This window comes from Methanimicrococcus hongohii (assembly GCF_032594095.1).
GTDB classification, from domain to species: domain Archaea; phylum Halobacteriota; class Methanosarcinia; order Methanosarcinales; family Methanosarcinaceae; genus Methanimicrococcus; species Methanimicrococcus hongohii.
This window is the reverse complement of record NZ_CP131059.1, coordinates 1,392,797-1,413,969: the sequence shown is the minus strand read 5'-3', so window position 1 is coordinate 1,413,969 and position 21,173 is coordinate 1,392,797. Positions and strand designations below refer to the sequence as shown.

The 21,173-nt window shown below is 44.7% G+C and carries 12 protein-coding genes, 2 tRNA genes and 3 rRNA genes; 10 read left to right on the top strand and 7 right to left on the bottom strand.

Annotated elements, in window-relative coordinates; translation table 11 throughout:
- Window positions 1-171 precede the first annotated feature (171 nt).
- Entirely contained in the window at window positions 172-3,003 is a 2,832-nt protein-coding gene (locus MmiHf6_RS06420; RefSeq protein WP_316556969.1) for an autotransporter outer membrane beta-barrel domain-containing protein, read from the bottom strand.
- A 230-nt stretch (window positions 3,004-3,233) separates the two neighbouring features.
- On the opposite strand from MmiHf6_RS06420, the gene MmiHf6_RS06415 reads away from it, so the two are divergent.
- Complete coding sequence (locus MmiHf6_RS06415) at window positions 3,234-4,280, top strand: NAD(P)-dependent alcohol dehydrogenase (protein WP_316556968.1); 1,047 nt, start codon at window positions 3,234-3,236, stop codon at window positions 4,278-4,280.
- A gap of 94 nt (window positions 4,281-4,374) precedes the next feature.
- Here MmiHf6_RS06415 and MmiHf6_RS06410 read toward each other — a convergent pair whose 3' ends face one another.
- The 4 genes from MmiHf6_RS06410 to MmiHf6_RS06395 all read right to left on the bottom strand — a co-directional run bounded on the left by MmiHf6_RS06410 (window position 4,375) and on the right by MmiHf6_RS06395 (window position 7,897).
- Window positions 4,375-4,548 carry a hypothetical protein gene (locus tag MmiHf6_RS06410; RefSeq protein WP_316556967.1) on the bottom strand — a complete coding sequence of 58 codons (174 nt, stop codon included), beginning with the start codon at window positions 4,546-4,548 and terminating at the stop codon, window positions 4,375-4,377.
- 221 nt (window positions 4,549-4,769) lie between these two features.
- Window positions 4,770-5,987, bottom strand: a complete 1,218-nt coding sequence (locus tag MmiHf6_RS06405) for a bifunctional 5,6,7,8-tetrahydromethanopterin hydro-lyase/3-hexulose-6-phosphate synthase (protein WP_316556966.1) — start codon at window positions 5,985-5,987, stop codon at window positions 4,770-4,772.
- Between the two features lie 324 nt (window positions 5,988-6,311).
- Window positions 6,312-7,100, bottom strand: coding sequence for a helix-turn-helix transcriptional regulator (locus tag MmiHf6_RS06400; RefSeq protein WP_316556965.1), 789 nt, complete (start codon window positions 7,098-7,100; stop codon window positions 6,312-6,314).
- Between the two features lie 11 nt (window positions 7,101-7,111).
- Window positions 7,112-7,897 (bottom strand): helix-turn-helix transcriptional regulator, encoded by a 786-nt coding sequence (locus tag MmiHf6_RS06395; RefSeq protein WP_316556964.1) that lies wholly within the window; start codon window positions 7,895-7,897, stop codon window positions 7,112-7,114.
- 579 nt (window positions 7,898-8,476) lie between these two features.
- Here MmiHf6_RS06395 and MmiHf6_RS06390 point away from each other — a divergent pair.
- The 3 genes from MmiHf6_RS06390 to MmiHf6_RS06380 all read left to right on the top strand — a co-directional run bounded on the left by MmiHf6_RS06390 (window position 8,477) and on the right by MmiHf6_RS06380 (window position 12,004).
- Entirely contained in the window at window positions 8,477-10,126 is a 1,650-nt protein-coding gene (locus MmiHf6_RS06390) for a methylamine methyltransferase corrinoid protein reductive activase (RefSeq protein ID WP_316556963.1), read from the top strand.
- A gap of 19 nt (window positions 10,127-10,145) precedes the next feature.
- Complete coding sequence (locus MmiHf6_RS06385; RefSeq protein ID WP_316556962.1) at window positions 10,146-11,234, top strand: GTP-binding protein; 1,089 nt, start codon at window positions 10,146-10,148, stop codon at window positions 11,232-11,234.
- Between the two features lie 146 nt (window positions 11,235-11,380).
- Complete coding sequence (locus tag MmiHf6_RS06380) at window positions 11,381-12,004, top strand: DUF3800 domain-containing protein (protein WP_316556961.1); 624 nt, start codon at window positions 11,381-11,383, stop codon at window positions 12,002-12,004.
- A 182-nt stretch (window positions 12,005-12,186) separates the two neighbouring features.
- Here MmiHf6_RS06380 and MmiHf6_RS06375 read toward each other — a convergent pair whose 3' ends face one another.
- On the bottom strand, window positions 12,187-13,734 hold the full coding sequence (locus MmiHf6_RS06375; protein ID WP_316556960.1) for a 2-isopropylmalate synthase: 1,548 nt from the start codon (window positions 13,732-13,734) through the stop codon (window positions 12,187-12,189).
- Window positions 13,735-14,387: 653 nt separating this feature from the next.
- On the opposite strand from MmiHf6_RS06375, the gene MmiHf6_RS06370 reads away from it, so the two are divergent.
- The 6 genes from MmiHf6_RS06370 to MmiHf6_RS06345 all read left to right on the top strand — a co-directional run bounded on the left by MmiHf6_RS06370 (window position 14,388) and on the right by MmiHf6_RS06345 (window position 20,747).
- A 16S ribosomal RNA gene (locus MmiHf6_RS06370) occupies window positions 14,388-15,861 on the top strand.
- A 187-nt stretch (window positions 15,862-16,048) separates the two neighbouring features.
- Window positions 16,049-16,121: transfer RNA gene (locus MmiHf6_RS06365), tRNA-Ala, on the top strand.
- A gap of 301 nt (window positions 16,122-16,422) precedes the next feature.
- Window positions 16,423-19,354: ribosomal RNA gene (locus tag MmiHf6_RS06360) — 23S ribosomal RNA — on the top strand.
- 298 nt (window positions 19,355-19,652) lie between these two features.
- Window positions 19,653-19,774, top strand: a 5S ribosomal RNA gene (gene rrf / locus MmiHf6_RS06355).
- Together the 16S, 23S and 5S rRNA genes with 2 tRNA genes alongside form the textbook arrangement of a ribosomal RNA operon.
- 105 nt (window positions 19,775-19,879) lie before the next feature.
- Window positions 19,880-19,951, top strand: a tRNA-Cys gene (locus tag MmiHf6_RS06350).
- Window positions 19,952-20,063: 112 nt separating this feature from the next.
- Window positions 20,064-20,747: a TIGR00266 family protein gene (locus MmiHf6_RS06345; RefSeq protein WP_316556959.1), complete on the top strand. Its 684-nt coding sequence runs from the start codon at window positions 20,064-20,066 to the stop codon at window positions 20,745-20,747.
- A 92-nt stretch (window positions 20,748-20,839) separates the two neighbouring features.
- Here MmiHf6_RS06345 and MmiHf6_RS06340 read toward each other — a convergent pair whose 3' ends face one another.
- Window positions 20,840-21,100 carry a hypothetical protein gene (locus tag MmiHf6_RS06340; protein ID WP_316556958.1) on the bottom strand — a complete coding sequence of 87 codons (261 nt, stop codon included), beginning with the start codon at window positions 21,098-21,100 and terminating at the stop codon, window positions 20,840-20,842.
- Window positions 21,101-21,173 lie beyond the last annotated feature (73 nt).

Genomic DNA, 21,173 nt, shown 5'->3' with positions numbered 1-21,173 from the left:
ATCAAAAAAGGCGGCCGCATTAAAAAATGAAACATGAAACTGAAAAGTGAATATGCAGGTTGATTGAAAATAAGAAAAATGAAAGAAAAAAGAAGAATAAAAAATGAAAAAGGGAAAATGAAAAAGGGAAAATGAAAAAGGGAATATGAAAAAATGAAGCTGAATGCCGTTTTACGGCATCTCATCTTCTTCTTCGCGTCTTCTGTAGATAAAGAAAGCAATTGCAACTGCAAAAAGCGCCAAGATCAGCATCCACGAAAAAACGGCAGTTGCCGCCGGCATTTCAGGGATTAAATAACCGGGCTCAACAGAAGTGCTTTCAACAGAATCGTTTGGAATTGATCCGGATTGCTCCGCTTCAACAACGGTTGCGCCGCCGGTTCCTGAGCCGCTTCCGACGGAATTGCCGTTGTCGGGCACATTTCCGCTGCCGTTATCAAGCGAAAATGCATACGCCTCTCCAAAACGCTCGGCGATATATGATGTCGCGTCCGGACCGGTTCTGCCGACTAATTCGGCGCGTCCCCATGCGTAAATTTCATCTTCATCCGCAATCGCCGTCAAATCTTTGACTTCGGTTGTGTACGTTTTCGTTGTGTTGTCCATGTTTTTCAAAACGACAAACAAATTGTCATCTTTTCCGTCTTGGTCATCACTGTACGCTGCCCGAAGATTCCATTCCCAATTGGTGAAGAATGTTTTGCCGTATTCAACTTCTTTTTCATCGACCGTGATCTTAAAGTCTGTCGAATCTTCCGTTTTGCCGCTGCCCGTTTCAATATCGATTTGAGTCAGGTAAAGCAAATAAGTTGCGTCAGCTTCATGATTTTGTTTTTCAATCGTCTGCCATGTAAAAACAGGCAGTTTGTAATATGCGGCGGAAGAATAACTGTTTTGTTTCCAAACAGAAGAATCCCATGATGAATCCCAAGCAGAATCTCGGAGAGCATTATTGCCGTTTCCGAATGTGTCCCAGATATTATAAGATTTGACGAGCGTTACGTCATCGGTGTCAACATTATTTTCATTGAGCTGATTGGAAATATCGCCGTTTTCATTGGAAATGCCGTTCCAAGCGAAATTGTTTTGGAATACGAAGGTTGGATAAAAGACTCCGTCATTTGTATTATATCCGTATTTTATGTTGTAAAATACATCGTATGTCCCGGTTTCATCGGAAACGGCCACAGATCCGAGCGCCATACAATTTTCGATTGTGTAGATTTTTGATCGGTCATTTGTTCCACTGCTTGCGCCAAGCCGATTGGCAAATCCGGCAACTTGTGTTTTTCCGCTGATATTTCCGGTAGTGTAACAATTTGTTATATTTCCTCCATAAATAAATTCAACAAATCCGGCGGCAGATCCTTTTAAAGAGGAGGCATTTCCGGTTGCGTAACAATGGCTGACATTATTAAACTGCACCGTTCCCGCAAATCCTCCGGCGTAACCGTTTTCAGTCCATACATCTCCCGATGAAAAACATTGGGATACATTTCCTGTGGTTGAGCCTGCAAATCCTCCTGCATAACCTCCGTTGCTTTCAACATCTCCCAACGCATAACAGCGCAACGCGTTTGAAACGCTTCCTGCAAATCCTCCGGCAGAGCTGTCTGCTGTGACTTTTCCGCTTGCATAAGAATCAATTATGTCGATGTAACTGTTTCCGGAATTGCCTATAAATCCGCCGGCATTATGGCTTAAGGCGGTCACATTTCCGGTTGCATATGAATTTGAAATAACCATTTGCTCACTCAAAGAGTAACTTCCAAACCCGCCGACAAACCCGCCGACGGTATGATTGCCGCTTACATCGCCTGCAGCGTAACAGTCGGTAATCTTCTCGCCGCTAACGTTTGTAATATATCCTGCAAATCCTCCGGCCCATCCGTTGGTTGTGTTTACATTTCCTTCGGCATAACAGTTTGAAATCAGTTTGATTCCTGTATTCACTGTTCCGACAAATCCGCCTGCATAAGAACCTGCATCTTCAACGTTGATACTTGCATGGCTGTTTTTAATCGTTCCCGATGCGTTTCCAAGCAAACCGCCGGCAGTTGATCCGACATTTGCGATAATTCCGGTCGAGGTCACAATCTCATTTTTTGAAGCGTCTCCTTGCGCCGAAGATTCTTCTAATGTTCCCGAACTCATGGATCCGATTAACCCGCCGACTGTTTTTGAACCTGTCACAGTTATATTATATGTATGGCTGTCGCTGATGCTGTTTGTGTTTCCGCTGTATTGGCCGATCATTCCGCCGACATCTGAACTGTTGGATGCGGAAATAATTGATTTGGAAACGATACAATTTGAAATGTTATCGGAACTGCTGCCAATCATTCCACCGAAGCGCTGATATGTATATGAACTGGGATCTGTATTTTTGTCAATGTCTTTCAGTGTTGATTCTTCGACAAATATGTTTTTTATTTGATTATTGGTTCCTTCTCCAAGCATAATTCCGGCATAATACGTGCCGGTTACATTTGATTTTATAATTTTGATGTTTTCAATATTTGAATTCGCTGCGCTGCCGGCCAATATTCCGACACGAAGGTTGTTTGAATTCGTGTAAGTTGTTGATTGTATTACATTTATCGGCAAATCTGTTCCATTGAATGTCAAATTTAAAATATTGGCGTTTGTTATGCTGCTGAACAGACCGTTTACTTCCGCTGAACCGCTGATTGTCAAATTTGTAATTTCAGATCCGGATGCACTGTTCCCGTCAAGAGTTCCTTTAAAATTACTGATCGGTTCCCATGTCGTGTATGAATTTCCGATATCGATTTTCGTATTGTCTTTTATTTTAAAATGACCGGTTAAATGATTTCGGATTTCATTTAGGTCCTGCTCATCTTCAATAATGTACGGGCTGCCGACTGTTCCGTCTCCTGTCCCGCCAAAGTTGCCGTTTGCGGCCATTGCAGTTCCCGCAAAAATTATTGTTAAAATAACGACAATCCCAACTGCTGTCGTATATCTTGCCCACGTTTTCATTTTCTCACTCTTTTAATTTGTAAAACCTATCTATTAATAATTATTTTTATTATGTCAATATTTGAATAATATTATTCTATCTATATATACTTTATTAACTGTATATTGTTCTTCTTTTTCTCTCTCTAATCTGTTTTCTATTTGTCATCAATTTTCGTTACTTTTAATCAAAAGGTTTTTAAAAGCTCAGGTTTTCGTGGTACTTTGGTGATAAAATGAAAGGATATGGTATGTTATCTGTAAACAACGTCGGATGGATGGAAAAAGAGAAGCCTGTTGCAGGACCGCTTGACGCGATTCTGCGCCCGGTTGCTGTTGCACCCTGTTCATCTGATACGCACACGAGTCACGGCGGCTCGGGAGATCAGAAAAATTTGATTCTCGGACACGAAGCCATCGGCGAAGTTGTCGAAGTCGGCGAACTTGTGACGCGTTTTAAACCCGGCGACATTGTTGTTGTTCCCTGCTGTACACCGGATTGGCTTGAACCGAATTCGCAAGGCAAATACAACGCGCACGATCACGGTTTGATGGCAAGTTTCAAATTTTTGCTGTCTAAAGACGGTGTTTTCGCGGAATATTTCCACGTCAACCAGGCGGATGCGAATCTTGTGAAACTTCCGGAAGGCATGGACATGGCGGCTGCATTGATGACGGTTGACATGATGTCTACCGGTTTCTTCGGCGTCGAGCAGGCGGGAGTCGAATTCGGCGACACGGTTGTTGTCATCGGCATCGGTCCGGTCGGTTTGATGGCTGTTGCAGGCGCGCATCTCAAAGGCGCAGGCCGGCTCATTGCAGTCGGAACACGCCCGAACGGTATTGCCGTTGCCAAAGAATACGGCGCAACCGACATTGTCAGCTACAAAGAAGGCGACATCGTTGAGCAGATCATGAAAATGACGGACGGCAAAGGTGTTGATCGCGTCATTATCGCAGGCGGCAAAGCCGATACGATCAATCAGGCGCTCAATATGCTCAAACCCGGCGGCGTTGTTTCAAATATGAATTATTTCGATGCGTCCGAAACCTTTGAAATTCCGGCATGGGAATGGGGTCTTGGTATGTCCAACAAAGACATTCGCGGCGGATTCTGCCCCGGCGGTGCGCTTCGTATTGAAAAAATGCTTGAAATGATCCAATACAACCGCTTTGATCCGGCAAAACTGATTACCCACAGATTTGAAGGATTCGACAAGATCGAGGACGCTTTCCTTTTGATGGATGAAAAGCCTGCTGATTTGATCAAGCCGGCTGTTTTCATTAAATGGGATTAAATTTGAATTTATGAACGAATGATTTTTCATTCGTTTCTTTTTTGTTTTTTAAAAATTGCGGTTCGTTTTTTGCTTCTTTTTTGAAATATTCAACTCATATGTTGATTGTTTTTAAAAATTTGTGCGGCTCGCGCGAGCGGGGCGGCTGAAAAGAAAAATCGCTTCGCGATTTTTCATGCCCTCCTGCCGGAAACAAACACCTCCCTCCCATTGCAAGCAGAAACCTGACTCCAAGCGGAAACAGAAACCTGACTCCCGGCGGAAACAAACACCATCCTCCCGCTGCAAACGGAAACTTCTCTCCCGCTGCAAACAGAAATCCGGCTCACGCGCGCGCCGCTGCACTTTTCTTAAAAAAAATCAAAAAACAAAATCCAATTTTTACAAAAACAAAAAATAAAAAACGTTCCGTATGCCGTTTAATTTATGAAAAAAAGAGAGAAACGAAATTCGTTTCTCATTATTTTTGTTTTAAAATGTTTTAAAATTTTAATCCGAGCCGTCCGTCGTAATTCTGAACTGGTCGATTTCAGGGTTGCCGATTTTTGCAATAAATTGCTCGGCGGTTCCGCGAATATCTTTAGAGCCAGTGATTGCGCGGCCGACGACTAAAATGTCGGCGCCGGATTTGAGCGCGAGCGGAATGGTGTCAAGTTTGACGCCGCCTGCAACGGCAATAAAGGTTTTCGGGCTGACTTTTTTAATCGCATCGATGCTGTCCCATCTGGGTTCCGTGTTTTCAATGTCGATGGCGCGGTGGAGTTCGACAACATCCGGAATGGCGCCTTTGGCAACCAATTCCTCAATCAAAGGAACAGGGTCGGGCAAGTTGAGCGTGTCAACGATTGCGTAAATGCCTGTCTTGTGCGCTTCTTCAATCACTTTGACAATTGTCGGAACAGGCGCAAGCGCGGAGACGACAACAGCATCGCCGGCAGCGTCTGCAACCATTCTGGCTTCCAAGTTGCCCGTGTCAAGCGTCTTGAGGTCGGCAACGATGAACGCGTCCGGTCTGACTTCGCGGATCTTGGAAATCACATCAGTACCGAAGCGTTTGATGAGCGGCGTTCCGGCTTCAATCAGCAAGTGATCGTTCTGCGGAAGTTCTTTGACTGCTTTTAAAACAAAGTCAAGGCTTGTCGTGTCAAAAGCAACCTGTAAATACGGCGGGTTGAAAAGTCTGGACACTTTGAATCCCATAATTGCGTGTGTGGACTTGTTGGATTCTTCCAAAACCTTATCAATGCTCGGGAATCCTTCAAGAGCTCTTTTAAGCGCCAATTTGGTGGCGCCGTAATTGAATCTGTAAATCTTGCTGAAATCTTCCGCGTCGGGCGCGATGAAAACGCTGGCAACAATAACGATGTCGTTTGCAATGTCTTTCGGAATAATTCCTTCCTCAACAGCGTCTGCAACAGCTTTTGCAACAGCGGACTGGGCGGGACCGAAAATCTTTGTCGTGTCGACACCCTTTTTCAAAGTCACTTTCGGAACGATTAAAGTGGAAGGCTTGGTCGGCAGGTTCGGGCGGATGACGGACAAAAGCGGCGTGTGGCCGGCGGAAAGCTGAGTCATTCCCGTTGCGAATGCTTGACCGACGGGACCGTCTTTCGAACCGATCATTAAATCAACGTGTGCAAGTTCCGCGCCTGTACCGATCAGAGCTTCTCCGATCTCAAAATAAGGTAATTTCGTGTCTTTTGGCATTTATATTACTCCGAAAATTCAACTTTCAGAAATTAAAAAATTAAATTAAAATCTGACAAATCATTAAGATAAAATCAAATTAAGTATCCGATAATGTATCTGACAATAAATATTCGACAATAAATATTCGACAATAAATATTTGACAATAAATATCCGGCAACATTAAATATCCGATAAAATTTGAATGATGATTCACATGAATTCATTGGATTATAATTAGGTTTTGATTAAGAATTCAAATGTAATTTAATCTTTCCATGTTCACATTTCATGTCTTTCATCGTCTTCATAACAAACAAATGCGAACGAAGTGTTTTCAAATTCAATCCTGAAGATTATGAATCATCGAAAGCGAGCGGAAATGATGGAACAAATCCGTTCCCCATAAAACGGCGCTGTGGTCATAGCTGATCAAATCGTGGTTGAAGAAATTTCCTCTTTTCGTAAAGAGCGACAATGAAATAATTTTGTCCGTCACCATGCACGATGCCAATTTGATTTCGGGGCAAACGAAAATTCTGACATTTTCGCGCTTCATATAATCGAAATAACTTTCAGGAAACTCTTTTTCCAAACGGTCAATAACTTCCTGCGTAAAAATAAACGCCACGCTGATGCCGCGCTCGGCGATTTCAACATAATCCGTTACATATTCCTGCCGGAAAATCGATGAAATTTCAATCAAAGATTCAACCGATTTCAGACTTTTCTCAACCGGGCGGGCGCGGTCAAAAATGTGCGCTTTGTCGGGATAACACAGCTCAACGGCGCCGAGCTCTCCGATTCGGCTCAGCAGATACGCGGGAAACGCCGTCAGCTCCGCTTCGCCCCAATATTCCGGATTTTTGTCAAAAACCGCAAACATATCTAAAATATCTCTCATTTCGCGAACCGTATATTCCCCAAGCGGCGTCAGCGAAAATACGCCGTTTTTCTCCTGGATCAGGAAGTTGCGGGTCAAAATTCGAATCTGAACCATCAGCGGACTGGATTTGGAATTGAGATAAGATTTAATATCGTCAATCGTTTTCGGGCCTTCCAAAAGGTAAAGGAGTATCTGTCTTCTTTTTTCGGAAAAGAAGAGAACATCGGAAATGGATTCGTCTTTCATTTTTTTCCTCCTTAAATCTCCTTTCTGTTAACGGACCGGCTTCTTAAATAATCATAAAGTTCATTTCCCCATTGAACGGCGCCGGGGGATTCGGCCGCTAAGAAGTCGTAATCCAAATTTCCGGCAGTTGAATACAAAACCATCAGCAAAACCTTATCTGTTACCGTGATTTCGGCAATTTTGACGTCGGCGGAGCAGACATTCAGCTCGGCGCGGTCTAATTGAAGAAGGTCGTTGATTTCTGTTTTGTAATCTTTTGCCATGTTGACGATGTAATCGCTGGTCGTAATGGAGACGGGCGCGCCTGCCATCAGGCGTTCGTAATATGTCAAAACGTATTCGGGTGCGTAATAAGTGATAAACGTTTTAATTGAATTCGCGTTGCTGATGTGTTCGCGGATTTTCGGGTTCGGCTCATAATAAATTGTACGCAGGTCGATTTCAATGATTTCAAATTCACCGATTTCCTGAATGCGGTTAAATAAATTTTCAGGAATTTCGCTTGTATCGTGTTCGCTCCAAAATTTCGGATTAATTCCGAGAACCTGAAGATTTTTAATGAAAGGAGAAACTTTTTCGGCAACCGTTTCGCCGAGGTGGGTCAGCTGATAAATGCCGTCGTTTTGAATGATTAAATTATTATCAATTAAAACTTTGATTTGGGGTAAAATTGAGACAGACGTTTCATCCAATTCCGATTTAATCGTTTCGATCGGCAAGGGACCTTTTTCAAAAAGAAGAATCAGAACAGCCTTTCGCTTTTCTGAAAAGAAAACAGTTTCAATTAACGAGTTCATCGCCGCAAACCTCCTTATGATTTATTCCGCACACGTTTATGAGTTTCTGAATGAATAATATAAAATGTTTTTAATTCATTATTAACTAATCGGTTCCGTTTTAGTGAATCGGTCCCGTTTTAATAAATCTGTTTTGTTTTGGTAAATCGATTTTGTTTTGGTAAATCAGTTTTGTTTTTGTAAATCGATTTTGTTTTTGTAAATCGATTTTGTTTTGGTAAATCTGTTTTGTTTTTGTAAATCAGTTTTGTTCATTTACGATTTACATTTCTTTACAACGCCGTTTTAATTTTTCATTCGACTTATTATTTACAAATTCATTTGTATTTTTCCAACCCAAATGAAAAGAATATTAACTAATAACACTTATTATTAGACGCAGATAATTTGCGATTTACCGTGACGGATATTTTTTTCAGCGATATCGGCAGGCTTTTCCGGTTGAGTTTCTCGCTCAAAATTTGTTTTCGCTGCGGTGCGATGAATCGGATGAATGATATTCATAAAATACGTGAAATTAAAAACATAAAAAACTAAAAACTTTCAATTAAAAACTTTCAATTATTAGGTGTGGTATAAATGAAAACAGGCGTTGCAATTGATCTGGGAACCAGCGGTTTTCGATCACAGAAAGTGGATTTAGAAACGGGCGAAATCAAAAGAACTGTCGTTACGATGCGCAATCCGCTTCCCGGTGCGAATGTGATGGATCATATGGATTTTGCTATCAATTACGGTTTGGGAAACGCGCATAAATTGGTCATTAATGCGATTATTGTTTTAATTGACAGATTGGGTGTCGTCCCCGAAGACCTTTACAGACTTTCCGTCTGCGGCAATCCGATCCAGCTTTCTCTTTTCCAAGGCATTCCGATTGACGATTTGGCTTACGCGGGTGAGCGCAAACGTGAAAAACTCAACATTCAGGAACAGGACAGAACTTCTAAATCTATGAGCAGCTCCGAAGTTTCCGGTCTTGAAATTTATCCGAATTGTACCGTTATTATCCCGCCGGCAATCAAACACGAAATCGGCGCTGACGCTTTGGCATTGATCGTGAATTCGGGCATGCTTGACAGCGATGAAATCGCAATCGCAACCGACTTCGGCACCAACGCTGAAATGGCGCTCAAAGCCGGCGGCGTGATTTATACAGGCTCGGCCGCGGCAGGTCCGGCGCTTGAAGGTCAGGAAATCAAAGACGGTATGCTTGCTTCTCCGCGCGCGATCAGCGATGTTGAATTTGAGGGCGACAATCTTCGCTGCTACGTTTTGGACAAAGAAATGAAGCGAACGAAAGGCGACTTGGTTGACCCGAGAACAGGCGCCGTTATCGAAGAAGGTCCGATCCGCGCAAAAGGAATTACCGGGACGGGCGTCATTGCGATGATGGAAGAAGGCATGAGAAACGGAATCATCAAGCTTCCGAAAATTCAAACATCTGACGGCATTATTCATCTTCAGGACGGCGTTGAATTCACAGAAAACGATATCAAAGAAGCCGGCAATGCAATCGGCGCGCTCCGCGCAGGTCATATTACGCTCTGCCACGCCGCAGGCATTCAGATGGCAGACATTCAAATTTCTCACATGTCAGGCGCTGCCGGCACGTACATGGACGCCGTCAAAGCTCAGAAAATCGGCATGAATCCGTACAACGCGTCAACGATTACACAAATCGGCAACACGTCACTGAAAACGGCGCGTGAGATCTTGCTTTCCGATGAGCGCTTGAAAGAGCTTCAGGACATTGCGACAAAGATTGTCGGAACGCACATTATGTTTGCAACCGATCCCGCTTTCAAAGAAGCTTACATTCTTGAACTCGCCTATTGGGGCGAAGGAATGGACTTTAAAATGTTTAAAAAGTTCCTGAAAAAGAAAGAGCTTCCGCAATTGGACGACCCGATCGAAAACCCGACGGTCGAAAGGCTTGTCGAGCGCGACATTCCGGTTTACGGCGACGAAGGCTATGAAATGATCAAGCAGACAGGCACTTACCTTTCCATTCCGATGCCGGGCTGCGCCGAATGCGGTGAGAAGATCCGCGAATGTCCGACGCACGCGATGAGTTACAGAGATGACGCCGTTAAAATCCGCTCCGATTTGTGCGACGGTTCCAACTGCAAGAAGTGTATGCGTTTCATGCCCGAGCCGTTCAGCTGGAACAATTTGACAGTCGAAGAACCTGTCTCGGGAAGTGCTGTTGAAGCTGAAACGGATGAGTAAAAATCTGTGAGGCTGTATCTTGAAAATAATTGTTGTCGGCGGATTTTTGGGCAGCGGTAAGACGACTGCTTTGATTCGCCTCGGCACTTATTATTCGTCGCTTGGTAAGTCTGTCGGCATCATTGTGAATGAAGTCGGTGAAATCGGCATCGACGGAGATGTTATTTCTCAGTACGGCTTGGAGACGAAAGAGATTACTTCCGGCTGCATTTGCTGCAGTTTGAAAACGTCTCTTCGAGCAACGCTTTTGCTGATGATTGAAAATTATCATCCGGATGTCGTTATCATCGAGTCAACGGGTGTCGCTTATCCGGGCGTCATTCGTGATGAAGTGATGCTGATGAATCTGCCGATCGATTATGATATGGCGCCTCTTTTAACGCTTTTTGACGGCAGCCGATTTAAACAGATTTTAAAAGAAATTAAAAATTTTGCGGCGCAGCAGCTGGCGCAGGCGGAAGTGATCGCTGTCAGCAAAGCGGATTTGGTTGAACCGTCCATGCTTCCGATTATTGAAGCAGCGGTTCAGCAAATCAATCCGAAAGCGGAAATCATCACGCTTTCATCCAAAAATCCCGAGAGTTTGGCAAATCTGATCGGCATTTTAGAGCGCAGCAGCGATGTTGAAGCGCGTTTGTCCGAGCTGAAAAAAGTTGTCGCCGATGACGGCAGTCTTTTGATGGCCGGCGGTGCAAGAAGCAATCCAAACGACAGTTCAATTGAAGCGTCAGGTGTCGGTTCATTTGCGGCGGAATATGCTCTGGATGAAAACAGTTTGAAGTCTCTCGCCGATTCGGATTATGAAAAAATCGTTCGTGAAATTATTTCTTTGATTCGAGCAGATGTTGTGAAAAAAAGTCCAGATTTTATCGGACATATCAAACTGTTTTTAGAATCCGGCGCCGCTCTTTATAAAATCAGTTTGACGACCGCGGAAGAAGAGCCGACTTACGATTTCATTCCGTCAGCGAACGATGTCGATTCCGTTTCTCCGAATCTGAAGGTTTTGTCAGCAGTTACGGGCGTTGAATCGGGCGTGGTTCGGGAAATTGTTCAGAAGGCGGTTGAAAAAGTTTTGAATGAATTTGGAATTGTTTTTGAAATTTAAATTTTATTTTTTATTTTTTATTTTCTAGTCTAACTCGCTCTCGTTTTCATTTATTTTGCTCTTTTCACTCTATTTCTACTTTTCGATTTTGAAAATTTCGGAACTTTAAATTCATTCATCCGTTATTTCCCTTTTTGATGACAAAGTTGGTTTATATTGATGAAAGCGGTGATTTGGGGTTTGGTCCGAAGAGCTCGACACATTTAATTATTACAGCTTTGGTCGTTTCGGATTCACATGTTCTTGAGCGGATTGCTAAGAAAATTCGGCGTAATTCTACTTTTAAAAAAGGGTTGAAAGAATCTTCTGAATTTAAAGGAAATAAGATTTCTGAAAAATCGACAAAAATTGCTCTTTCCAATCTGAACACGATTCATGAGTTTCGAGTTATTCATATCATTTTTGAAAAGCAAAAACTGAAGAATTCATATTTAAGAAAAGACAAACACAACTTGTACAACCATATTGCCGGAAAACTTGCGGAGTATATTGCTCTTGAAGATTGTAATTTAATAATTCGAATCGATAAATCAAAAGGTAAGCAAGCATTAATTGATGATTTTAATCGGCATCTTGAACTCAAATTTAAAGAAGCAGGTTTTTCCAAAAATTTAGAGATTCATCACAGTTATTCACATTCATGGATTGGATTGCAAATGGTCGATCTTCTTGCGTGGGCGGAATTTCAAAAAATCTGCAAAAATAAAGATGAATATATTCGTCTGATCAATGCTGAAAAACAAGAAGAACATGACGTATTCATAAAATAAATTCATGAAAAAAGATTAAAAAGAAATAACGGTACCACAGGGAACTCCTTGTCGTGCACTCAGTACACTGTCACAAGTGGCTTTACCCGTTATCAGCCATTACAGCTAATGTAGTAAACTACAAGCTGGTAATGTTTATAAATATTTTTAATTTTTTCTTTTCTATTGTATTTTCTCGAATTTTAATCCATTCCGGCAAGCGCGTTCATCGCGTTGATCAAAGCTTCAACGGACGCCATCACGATATCGGCGTTGGCGGATTTTGCTGTAACACTTTTTCCGCGCTCGTTTGCAAGCACGATCGTGACACGCGCAAGCGAATCTGATCCGCCGGCAATGGCTTCAATCGAAAATTCTTCGATTTTGTATGTTGTGTCGCCGACAATTTCTTCTGCGGCGCGCAGCGCGGCATCCACCGGACCGACACCCGTTTGGGCGGCAATGGTTTCTTTGCCGTTGACTTCGGCGCGAATCACAGCAGTCGGCGTTACGATATTGCCGGTCATGACGGAAACTTCTTTGAGTTTGATTGCTTCGTCCATTCCTTTTTTGCCGAGAACGACTGAGGCGACGACATAAAGATCGGCATCGGTAACGGTTTTGCCGCGGTCTCCGATTTCTTTGATTTTTGTCAAAATTTCGGTGAGCTGCTCTTCCGTCGGGTGAATGTTGACGGCTTCCAGATTTTGCAAAACAGCGTGTCTCCCTGCATGTTTTCCGAGAACGATGCGGCGTTTTTGACCGACCATTTCCGGCGTCATGACGCCCGGTTCGAATGTATCCGATTTTGCCAAAACGCCTTGCGAATGAATGCCGGATTCATGGGAAAACGCATTTTCACCGCAAACCGGGAGCATCGGCGGCATTTTGATGCCGGAATATTTCTCAACCATTTTGGACGTTTCTGTCAAATATTCTGTTTTGATATTGGTTTTAAAACCGTAAATGGATGACAGCGCCATGACGACTTCTGCAAGCGACGCGTTTCCGGCGCGCTCACCGATTCCGTTGACGGTCACCTGCACCTGATCGGCGCCGGCTTCCACAGCCGTAATGCTGTTGGCGTTGGCCAAACCGAAATCGTTGTGGCAGTGCATGTCGTATTTCATGTCCACATTCTTTTTGAGATTGTAAATCAATTCATACGTGGATGTCGGCACCATAACGCCGACGGTATCCGGAATATTGACGATGTCGCAGCCGGCAGCTTTGACGGCTTTAACGATTTCAACCAAATATTCAAAATCCGTTCGGGTCGCATCCATCGGTGAAAACATACATTTAAAGCCGTGGCTTTTGATGTATTCAACCATTTCAACCGCCGAATTGAGCGCTTCCTCACGCGTTTTCTTAATCGTGTATTCTCTTTGAACATCGGATGTCGGAATAAAAACGTGAACCATATCGACGTCACAGTCGATACAGGCATCAATGTCTTTGATGACGGACCGCGCCAAACCGCAGACATCAGCGTTAAGCCCGAGTCCTGCAATTTTCTTGACGGATTCTTTGTCTCCGGGAGAAGATATCGGGAAACCGGCTTCGATTGCGTCGACGCCGAGTTTGTCCAATTGAGATGCAATCTCAATTTTCTTATCAAACGGAATTGTCACTCCGGGGGTTTGTTCGCCGTCCCGAAGGGTTGTATCAAAAATAGTTATTGTTCTGTTCGAATTCTGTTTTTTCTGTTCAGGAGCGTAAAAAACGACTCCCCGCGTTAATTTGTTCAAACATAATGATCAGAAATACCAAATTCATTCTGTTATTTATAATGTTTCATTGAATTGTTCATTCTCTCATTAATTTGTCGCGTCTTCTCATCTTTGAGAATTTCTTCTATTATTTTTAATTTTTCTTTTTTATTTATTCTCTGCTATCCTGTTATCAGCAAAATCCTTATATACTCCCTGTGATGTAGTAGGATTCCTCTCGTTCTGAGGTAAAATGCAGAATTCGAGAGCTTGAATGAATGCGTTTTTACGCTGAATTCAATTTTACATTCATCTATTAATGAAGTCCGGAGTTTTTTCCGGTACTGATATGTGACCTGATGTTTCGGTAAACTTCGGCGGTGGTTTTCAAATCAATTCTCACTCGTGAGAAATTGACTCAATTTGCAAAGCAAATTGAACAAATTTGTAAATCATCGTTACGAGATTTACAGGAATATCAAACTGTGTATTGTAAGGAAGCAACTCTAAAATCTAAGAACTAAGTGTGAATAGCGCTTTATTCGTGGTTGAGAAGTTTTTTCCGACAATTTCTGTTTAAGCAGTGTTTGCAGTATTTCCAAAAAACCAGCTATTAAAAGCAACATCTAAGTGTGTACAGGATTACATTTTCAAAAGCGTTCACGTCTTTTGCAATGTTTTATCTTAATATAATTCCGGTTGATCCTGCCGGAGGTTACTGCTATCGGTGTTTGACTAAGCCATGCGAGTCAAATGTTCTTCGTGAACATGGCGTAATGCTCAGTAACACGTGGATAACCTGCCCTCAGGTCCGGCATAACCTCGGGAAACTGAGGATAATTCCGGATATCCCTTTTCTGCCGGAATGCTTAAAGGGACAAAGAATTTCGCCTGAGGATGGGTCTGCGGCCTATCAGGTTGTAGGGGGTGTAACGTACCCTCTAGCCTACAACGGGTACGGGTTGTGAGAGCAAGAGCCCGGAGATGGATTCTGAGACATGAATCCAGGCCCTACGGGGCGCAGCAGGCGCGAAAACTTTACAATGCAGGAAACTGTGATAAGGAGACACCGAGTGCTCGCATCAAATGCGGGCTGTCCACATACCTAAATCGTATGTGTTAGCAAGGGCCGGGCAAGACCGGTGCCAGCCGCCGCGGTAATACCGGTGGCCCGAGTGGTAGCCGCTTTTATTGGGTCTAAAGGGTCCGTAGCCTGTTTGATCAGTCCATTGGGAAATCCGGATGCTCAACATCCGGGCTTCCAGTGGATACTGTCAAACTTGGGATCGGGGGAGGTAAGAGGTACTACAGGGGTAGGAGTGAAATCTTGTAATCCCTGTGGGACCACCTGTGGCGAAGGCGTCTTACCAAAACGAGTCCGACGGTGAGGGACGAAAGCTGGGGGCACGAACCGGATTAGATACCCGGGTAGTCCCAGCCGTAAACGATGCTCGCTAGGTGTCAGGCATGGCGTGACTGTGTCTGGTGCCGAAGGGAAGCCGTGAAGCGAGCCACCTGGGAAGTACGGCCGCAAGGCTGAAACTTAAAGGAATTGGCGGGGGAGCACAACAACGGGTGGAGCCTGCGGTTTAATTGGACTCAACGCCGGAAAACTCACCAGGGGAGACAGCAATATGTAGGTCAAGCTGAAGACTTTACCTGAATCGCTGAGAGGAGGTGCATGGTCGTCGCCAGTTCGTACTGTGAAGCATCCTGTTAAGTCAGGCAACGAGCGAGACCCGTGCCCACAGTTACCAGCGACATCTCCGGATGGCCGGGTACTCTGTGGGGACCGCCGGTGTTAAATCGGAGGAAGGTGCGGGCTACGGTAGATCAGTATGCCCCGAATCTCTTGGGCTACACGCGGGCTACAATGGACGGGACAATGGGTAACTACCCCGAAAGGGGATGTTAATCTCATAAACCCGTTCGAAGTTCGGATCGAGGATTGAAACCCATCCTCGTGAAGCTGGAATCCGTAGTAATCGCGTTTCAACATAGCGCGGTGAATACGTCCCTGCTCCTTGCACACACCGCCCGTCAAACCACCCGAGTGGGGTATGGGTGAGGGTATGGACATCGTGCCGTATTCAAACCTGAATTCCGCAAGGGGGGTTAAGTCGTAACAAGGTAGCCGTAGGGGAATCTGCGGCTGGATCACCTCCTAAGAATAAAACACCGCCGAATGCCGAAAAAACATCAGGTCACAAACATAAACCAAAAAAAGACTTTAATCTGAAATTTTAAGTTTGAAAAATTCAAAAAAATTCAAATCCGAAAAATCAGATCCAATCCAAAAGTCGATCGGGCAAGACCCAAATACAAACCGGGCTGCGCCCGAATTTGCGTCATCGGGCTTGTAGATCAGCTGGAAGATCGCCGCCTTTGCAAGGCGGAGGCCTGGGGTTCAAATCCCCACAAGTCCATTTTATTGGTTTAAATTATTGATTTAATATTCAATAAAACAGTAAAGTTGCCGGAAACGGTAATTTTAAACAAAAACATTTTAACAAAACAATCAGAAACGCTTTTCAAAAAAGTGTTGAGGCGCGATTCCTCATCAAACATTTATAATGCACCCCGTAAACTGTTACGGGGGAAGGACGGATAAATCCGGGTGCCAGCCCGTGTATTTGTGTGATGTCATGTAAAGGTTGAAGAAGACAAACAACAACAAATCAACAAGTTGGACAGATATATCAGACGCTGACTGAAAAATCGGTTAAGCGAATGGTGTTACGCCAACAGGTGGATGGCTCGGCTCAAGAGCTGATGAAGGACGTGCCAAGCTGCGATAAGCTCAGGGTAGACGCAAGGAATCTATGAACCTGAGATCTCCTAATGGGAATCCCGTTGTCCGCGAGGGCAGCGATCATTCATGATCGGGAACGCTCCGAATTGAAACATCTTAGTAGGAGCAGGAAAAGAAATCAATAAGAGATGCCGTTAGTAAAGGCGATTGAAACCGGCAGAGTTCAAACTGAATCCGTTGCAGGAATGCGGCGGAGATGTGGTTTACGGCTGACTTTATTTTCCGATGTCATTTAATCAAACTTGCCTGAAACGGCAGACCAAAGAGTGTGATAGTCACGTCGATGAAAATGAAAGGAAAATCGTCATGTCCTGAGTAGTGTGGGTCGGAAATCTCGCACGAATATGGGGGTCACCAATCTCCAAAACTAAATACTCCTTGAGTCCGATAGCGAATTAGTAGGGTGACCGAACGCTGAAAAGTACCCCGAGAAGGGAGGTAAAAAGTGCCTGAAACCTGTTGGTTATAGAACGATGGGGCGTGAAAGGATCTTTCTTATGAAGGAAAAAGCCGCGAGGCTTGTGTACGAATAAGATTGCCGATGTTCCATCTTAAGTTTTGAAGAACTGGCCAGGGAGTTTATTTTGGTGGCGAAGGCTAACTGTTCACACAGGCAGCCAAAGCGAAAGCAACAGGTGCGCAGCTCTACGAGCGAGGCACGGCGTATACAAGTGCGCGGAGTCACCGGAATAAGACCCGAAGCCGGGCGATCTAGGCGTGGGCAGGTTGAAGCGTGGCGAAAGCTGCGTGGAGGACCGCAAGTGGTATTGATCTGCAAATCATTCACGTGACCCACGTCTCGGAGTGAAATGCTAATCTAGCCCGGCATCCGCTGGTTCCCTCCGAAACATGTCGTAGCATGACCTGACCCGAGGTCGTTGGTGGAGTAGAGCACTGATTGGGGAATCCGGGGAAGAAATTCTTCGCTCTTCTGTCAAACTCCAAACCCACCCACACCGTAGACGGTCGGAGTCCGCACTGCTGGGGTAAGCTTGTAGTGCGTAAGGGAGACAACCCTGCCCGTGGTTAAGGTCCCCAAGTGTCGGCTAAGTGTAAACACTAAAGGGCGTCCCAAGCCCAAAACAGCTGGAAGGTTAGCTTAGAAGCAGCTACCCTTTAAAGAGTTCGTAACAGATCACCAGTCGAGGTTTGGGGCCCCGAAAATTGACGGGGCTCAAGCCGACCACCGATACCACGGAGTACCGTATAGGTAATCTCGTAGGAGGGCGTTGCGTTCGGGCAGAAGCAGGGCTGTGAAGTCCTGTGGACCGTTCGCAAACGAAAATCCTGGTAATAGTAGCAGCATAGTCAAGTGAAAATCTTGACCGCCGAAGGGGCCAGGTTTCCTCGGCAATGATCATCAGCCGAGGGTTAGTCGGTCCTAAGACGTACCGTAATTCGAGTACGCCGAATCAGGGAAACAGGTTAATATTCCTGTACCGTTCGACAATAATCCTGACGCTTCAGGGCAGACCGAGCGGCGTTGTCGCGCCGTTTAAGCGCCGAAGTTCGTGGAGAGCCGTAATGGCGAGAAGCGAATGAATGCGTTATGACGCAAGTCGGTTGCACCCCGGAGCCCGTGAAAAGGGGTCGAAACGTCCGTACCAAGATCTGACACAGGTGCCCCTAGCTGAAAAGGCTAAGGCGTGACGGAGTAATTCAGTTTAGGGAATTCGGCAAATTAGCTCCGTAACTTCGGGAGAAGGAGTGCCTGCTGTGAAGACAGCAGGTCGCAGTGACCAGGGGGCTCCAACTGTCTAATACCAACATAGGAGATCGCAAATCCGTAAGGATGAGTACGATCTCTGAATCCTGCTCAGTGCAGGTACCTCAAACCCCGGTTCAACGGGACGAAGGGCCTGTAAACAGCGGGGGTAACTATGACCCTCTTAAGGTAGCGTAGTACCTTGTCGCTTAATTGGCGACTTGCATGAATGGATCAATGAGAGCCCTACTGTCCCAAACTGGAATCCGGTGAAGCTTACATTCTAGTGCACAGTCTAGAGACCTCTAGGGGGAAGTGAAGACCCCATAGAGCTTTACTGCAGCCTGTCGTTGAGTTGTGATTTCGAATGTACAGTGTAGGTAGGAGACGTCGAAGCGGGCGCGCCAGCGTTCGTGGAGTCAAAAGTGGGACACTACCCTTTTGGAATTACGATTCTCACTCTCTTCTCGAGAGGACCCCGATAGGTGGGCAGTTTGCCTGGGGCGGGACGCCCTTGAAAAGATATCAAGGGTGCGCAATGGTTGACTCAAGTGGGTCGGAAACTCACTGAAGAGTGCAAGAGCATAAGTCAGCCTGACGTTATTTCGCACAACAAGGAATGACGAGACGAAAGTCGGTTCTAGCGAACTTTTGAGCCCGCTTGGTGCGGGCCAAAAACTACAGAAAAGTTACCTTGGGGATAATTGTGTCGTTGCCGGCAAGAGTACATATCGACCCGGCAGCTTGCTACTTCGATGTCGGTTCTTTCCATCCTGGCCGTGCAGCAGCGGCCAAGGGTGAGGTTGTTCGCCTATTAAAGGAGATCGTGAGCTGGGTTTAGACCGTCGTGAGACAGGTTGGTTACTATCTACTAGAGGTGTTTGATGTCTGAGGGTAAGTTGCTTTTAGTACGAGAGGAACAAAGCAACGGTGCCTCTGGTCTACCTGTTGTCTGACAAGGCACCGCAGGGCAGCTACGCACCAAGGAATAAGAGCTGAATGCATCTAAGCTCGAAATCTCACCTAAATAAGAGACATCGTCAAGGACACTCGTAAAAGACGAGGTTGATCGAAACGGGATGTACGCACCAAGGCAACGAGGTGTTAAGTCCGCGTTCACGAATTGTCCGTGCCGCCGCAAGACCGGTTTTTCAGGCGATATCTGAGTATGTCTGTGGTAAAACCAAGTTGTTGAAAATTAAAAGAAAAGTTGTTTGTCGTTTAGGAAAAATCAAATTTTAAGATTTATTTCAATTAATTTAAGATTCATCTTTGATTATTTTGATCAGTCTTATGATTTGCATTTCAAATTCAATCGTTACATGGCAAAATGTTTTCGAAATTTTATCGGAAACCGTTAAATATCATATCCGTTATTCAAAGGTTGTTGTCGCGACGCGTCAACAATATTTGAACTTATATCCCGCTTAGAGAAAGTCTTTTGGCGGCCATAGCGGCGGGGCGACTCCTGTACCCATACCGAACACAGAAGATAAGCCCGCCGGCGTTCCCTGTTGTACTGAAGTGTGCGAGCCTTCGGGAAGCTTGGATCGCTGCCATGAGTCTTTCTTTATTATTCTTATTTTCTTATCTGATTTTATATTGTTTTAAAAGAAGAGTTTACGGCAGGTTTGTTTAATAACAAATCTTCGGCTCAAAATCAACAAGCCAACGTGGCAGAGCGGCTATGCGTTCGCCTGCAGAGCGAATATATTTCGGTTCGAATCCGGACGTTGGCTCTTCATTTTTATGACTTTTATGTTTTTAAGAAATCTTTAATATCTTTCATTTACTTTTTATTTTCTCTGGTTTTATTTATCCCATTTCTTGTTAAATGATGGAGACCTTAATATGAAATACGAAATCAAAGGAACCCCGTTCCCCGTTGTCACTTGTTACTTAGAAAGAGGCGAAACAATGGTCACCGAAAAAGGTGCCATGTCTTGGATGACCGACAAAATGAAAATGGAAACTAACACAGGCGGCGGCTTGAAGAAAGGATTATCCCGAATGTTTTCAGGCGACTCATTCTTCTTAAACAACTATACCGCCGAAGGCGACAACCAATTCATCACATTCGGCTCGTCATTTCCCGGCCGCATTTTAGACTTCAACCTTGACGGAGGCAAAACGTTCATCGCTCAAAAAGACGCGCTCTTGGCAATGGAAAAATCGGTTGAAATGAATGTTCATTTTAAGAAAAAAGCCGGTGCCGGTTTCTTCGGCGGCGAAGGTTTCATCATGCAGAAATTCTCGGGCAGCGGTTATGTCTTTTTGGAAATCGACGGCGACGTTGTTGAATATGATTTAAAAGCAGGTGAGCGTCTTGTGATTGATCAGGGACATTTAGCGGCAATGGAAGAAACCGTTTCATTCGATATTACAACCGTCAGCGGTGCCAAAAATATTCTTTTCGGCGGCGAAGGCGTCTTCCTCGGAACACTCACAGGACCCGGAAAAGTTTGGATTCAAACAATGCCGATGGGCAATTTGGTTGATATTATTCTTTCAAGAATTCCGCCGAGCAGAAACTGATCTTCTTTGTTACCAAACGTTTGCTCAAATTTTGCTCAAATTTTGCTTAAATTTTGCTCGTGACCGACCTTTGGTCGGCCTCTCACAAAATTTCATCGGGCAGGAGAGGGTGGTGTTTGTAAAAAATCGCTTCGCGATTTTTCAGGCTTCGCCGGTTTGCAGTGGGAGTGAGGTTTTTGTTTGCCGCTTGGAGTGAGGTGTTTGTTTGCAGTGGGAGGGCGGTGTTTGTTTCTGGTGGGAGGGCGGTGTTTGTTTGCAGTTGGAGTGAGGTGTTTATGAAAAAATCGCTGCGCGATTTTTTTCGCGCCGCTGCTGCCGCCCGCCTCGCGCGAGCCGCTCCCTTTTTCATTCATTTTTCAAAAACGAAAACATATTTTTCAATACACTTTCAAATTCGCTTCCTGTTTTTTCTATTAATTTACTCAA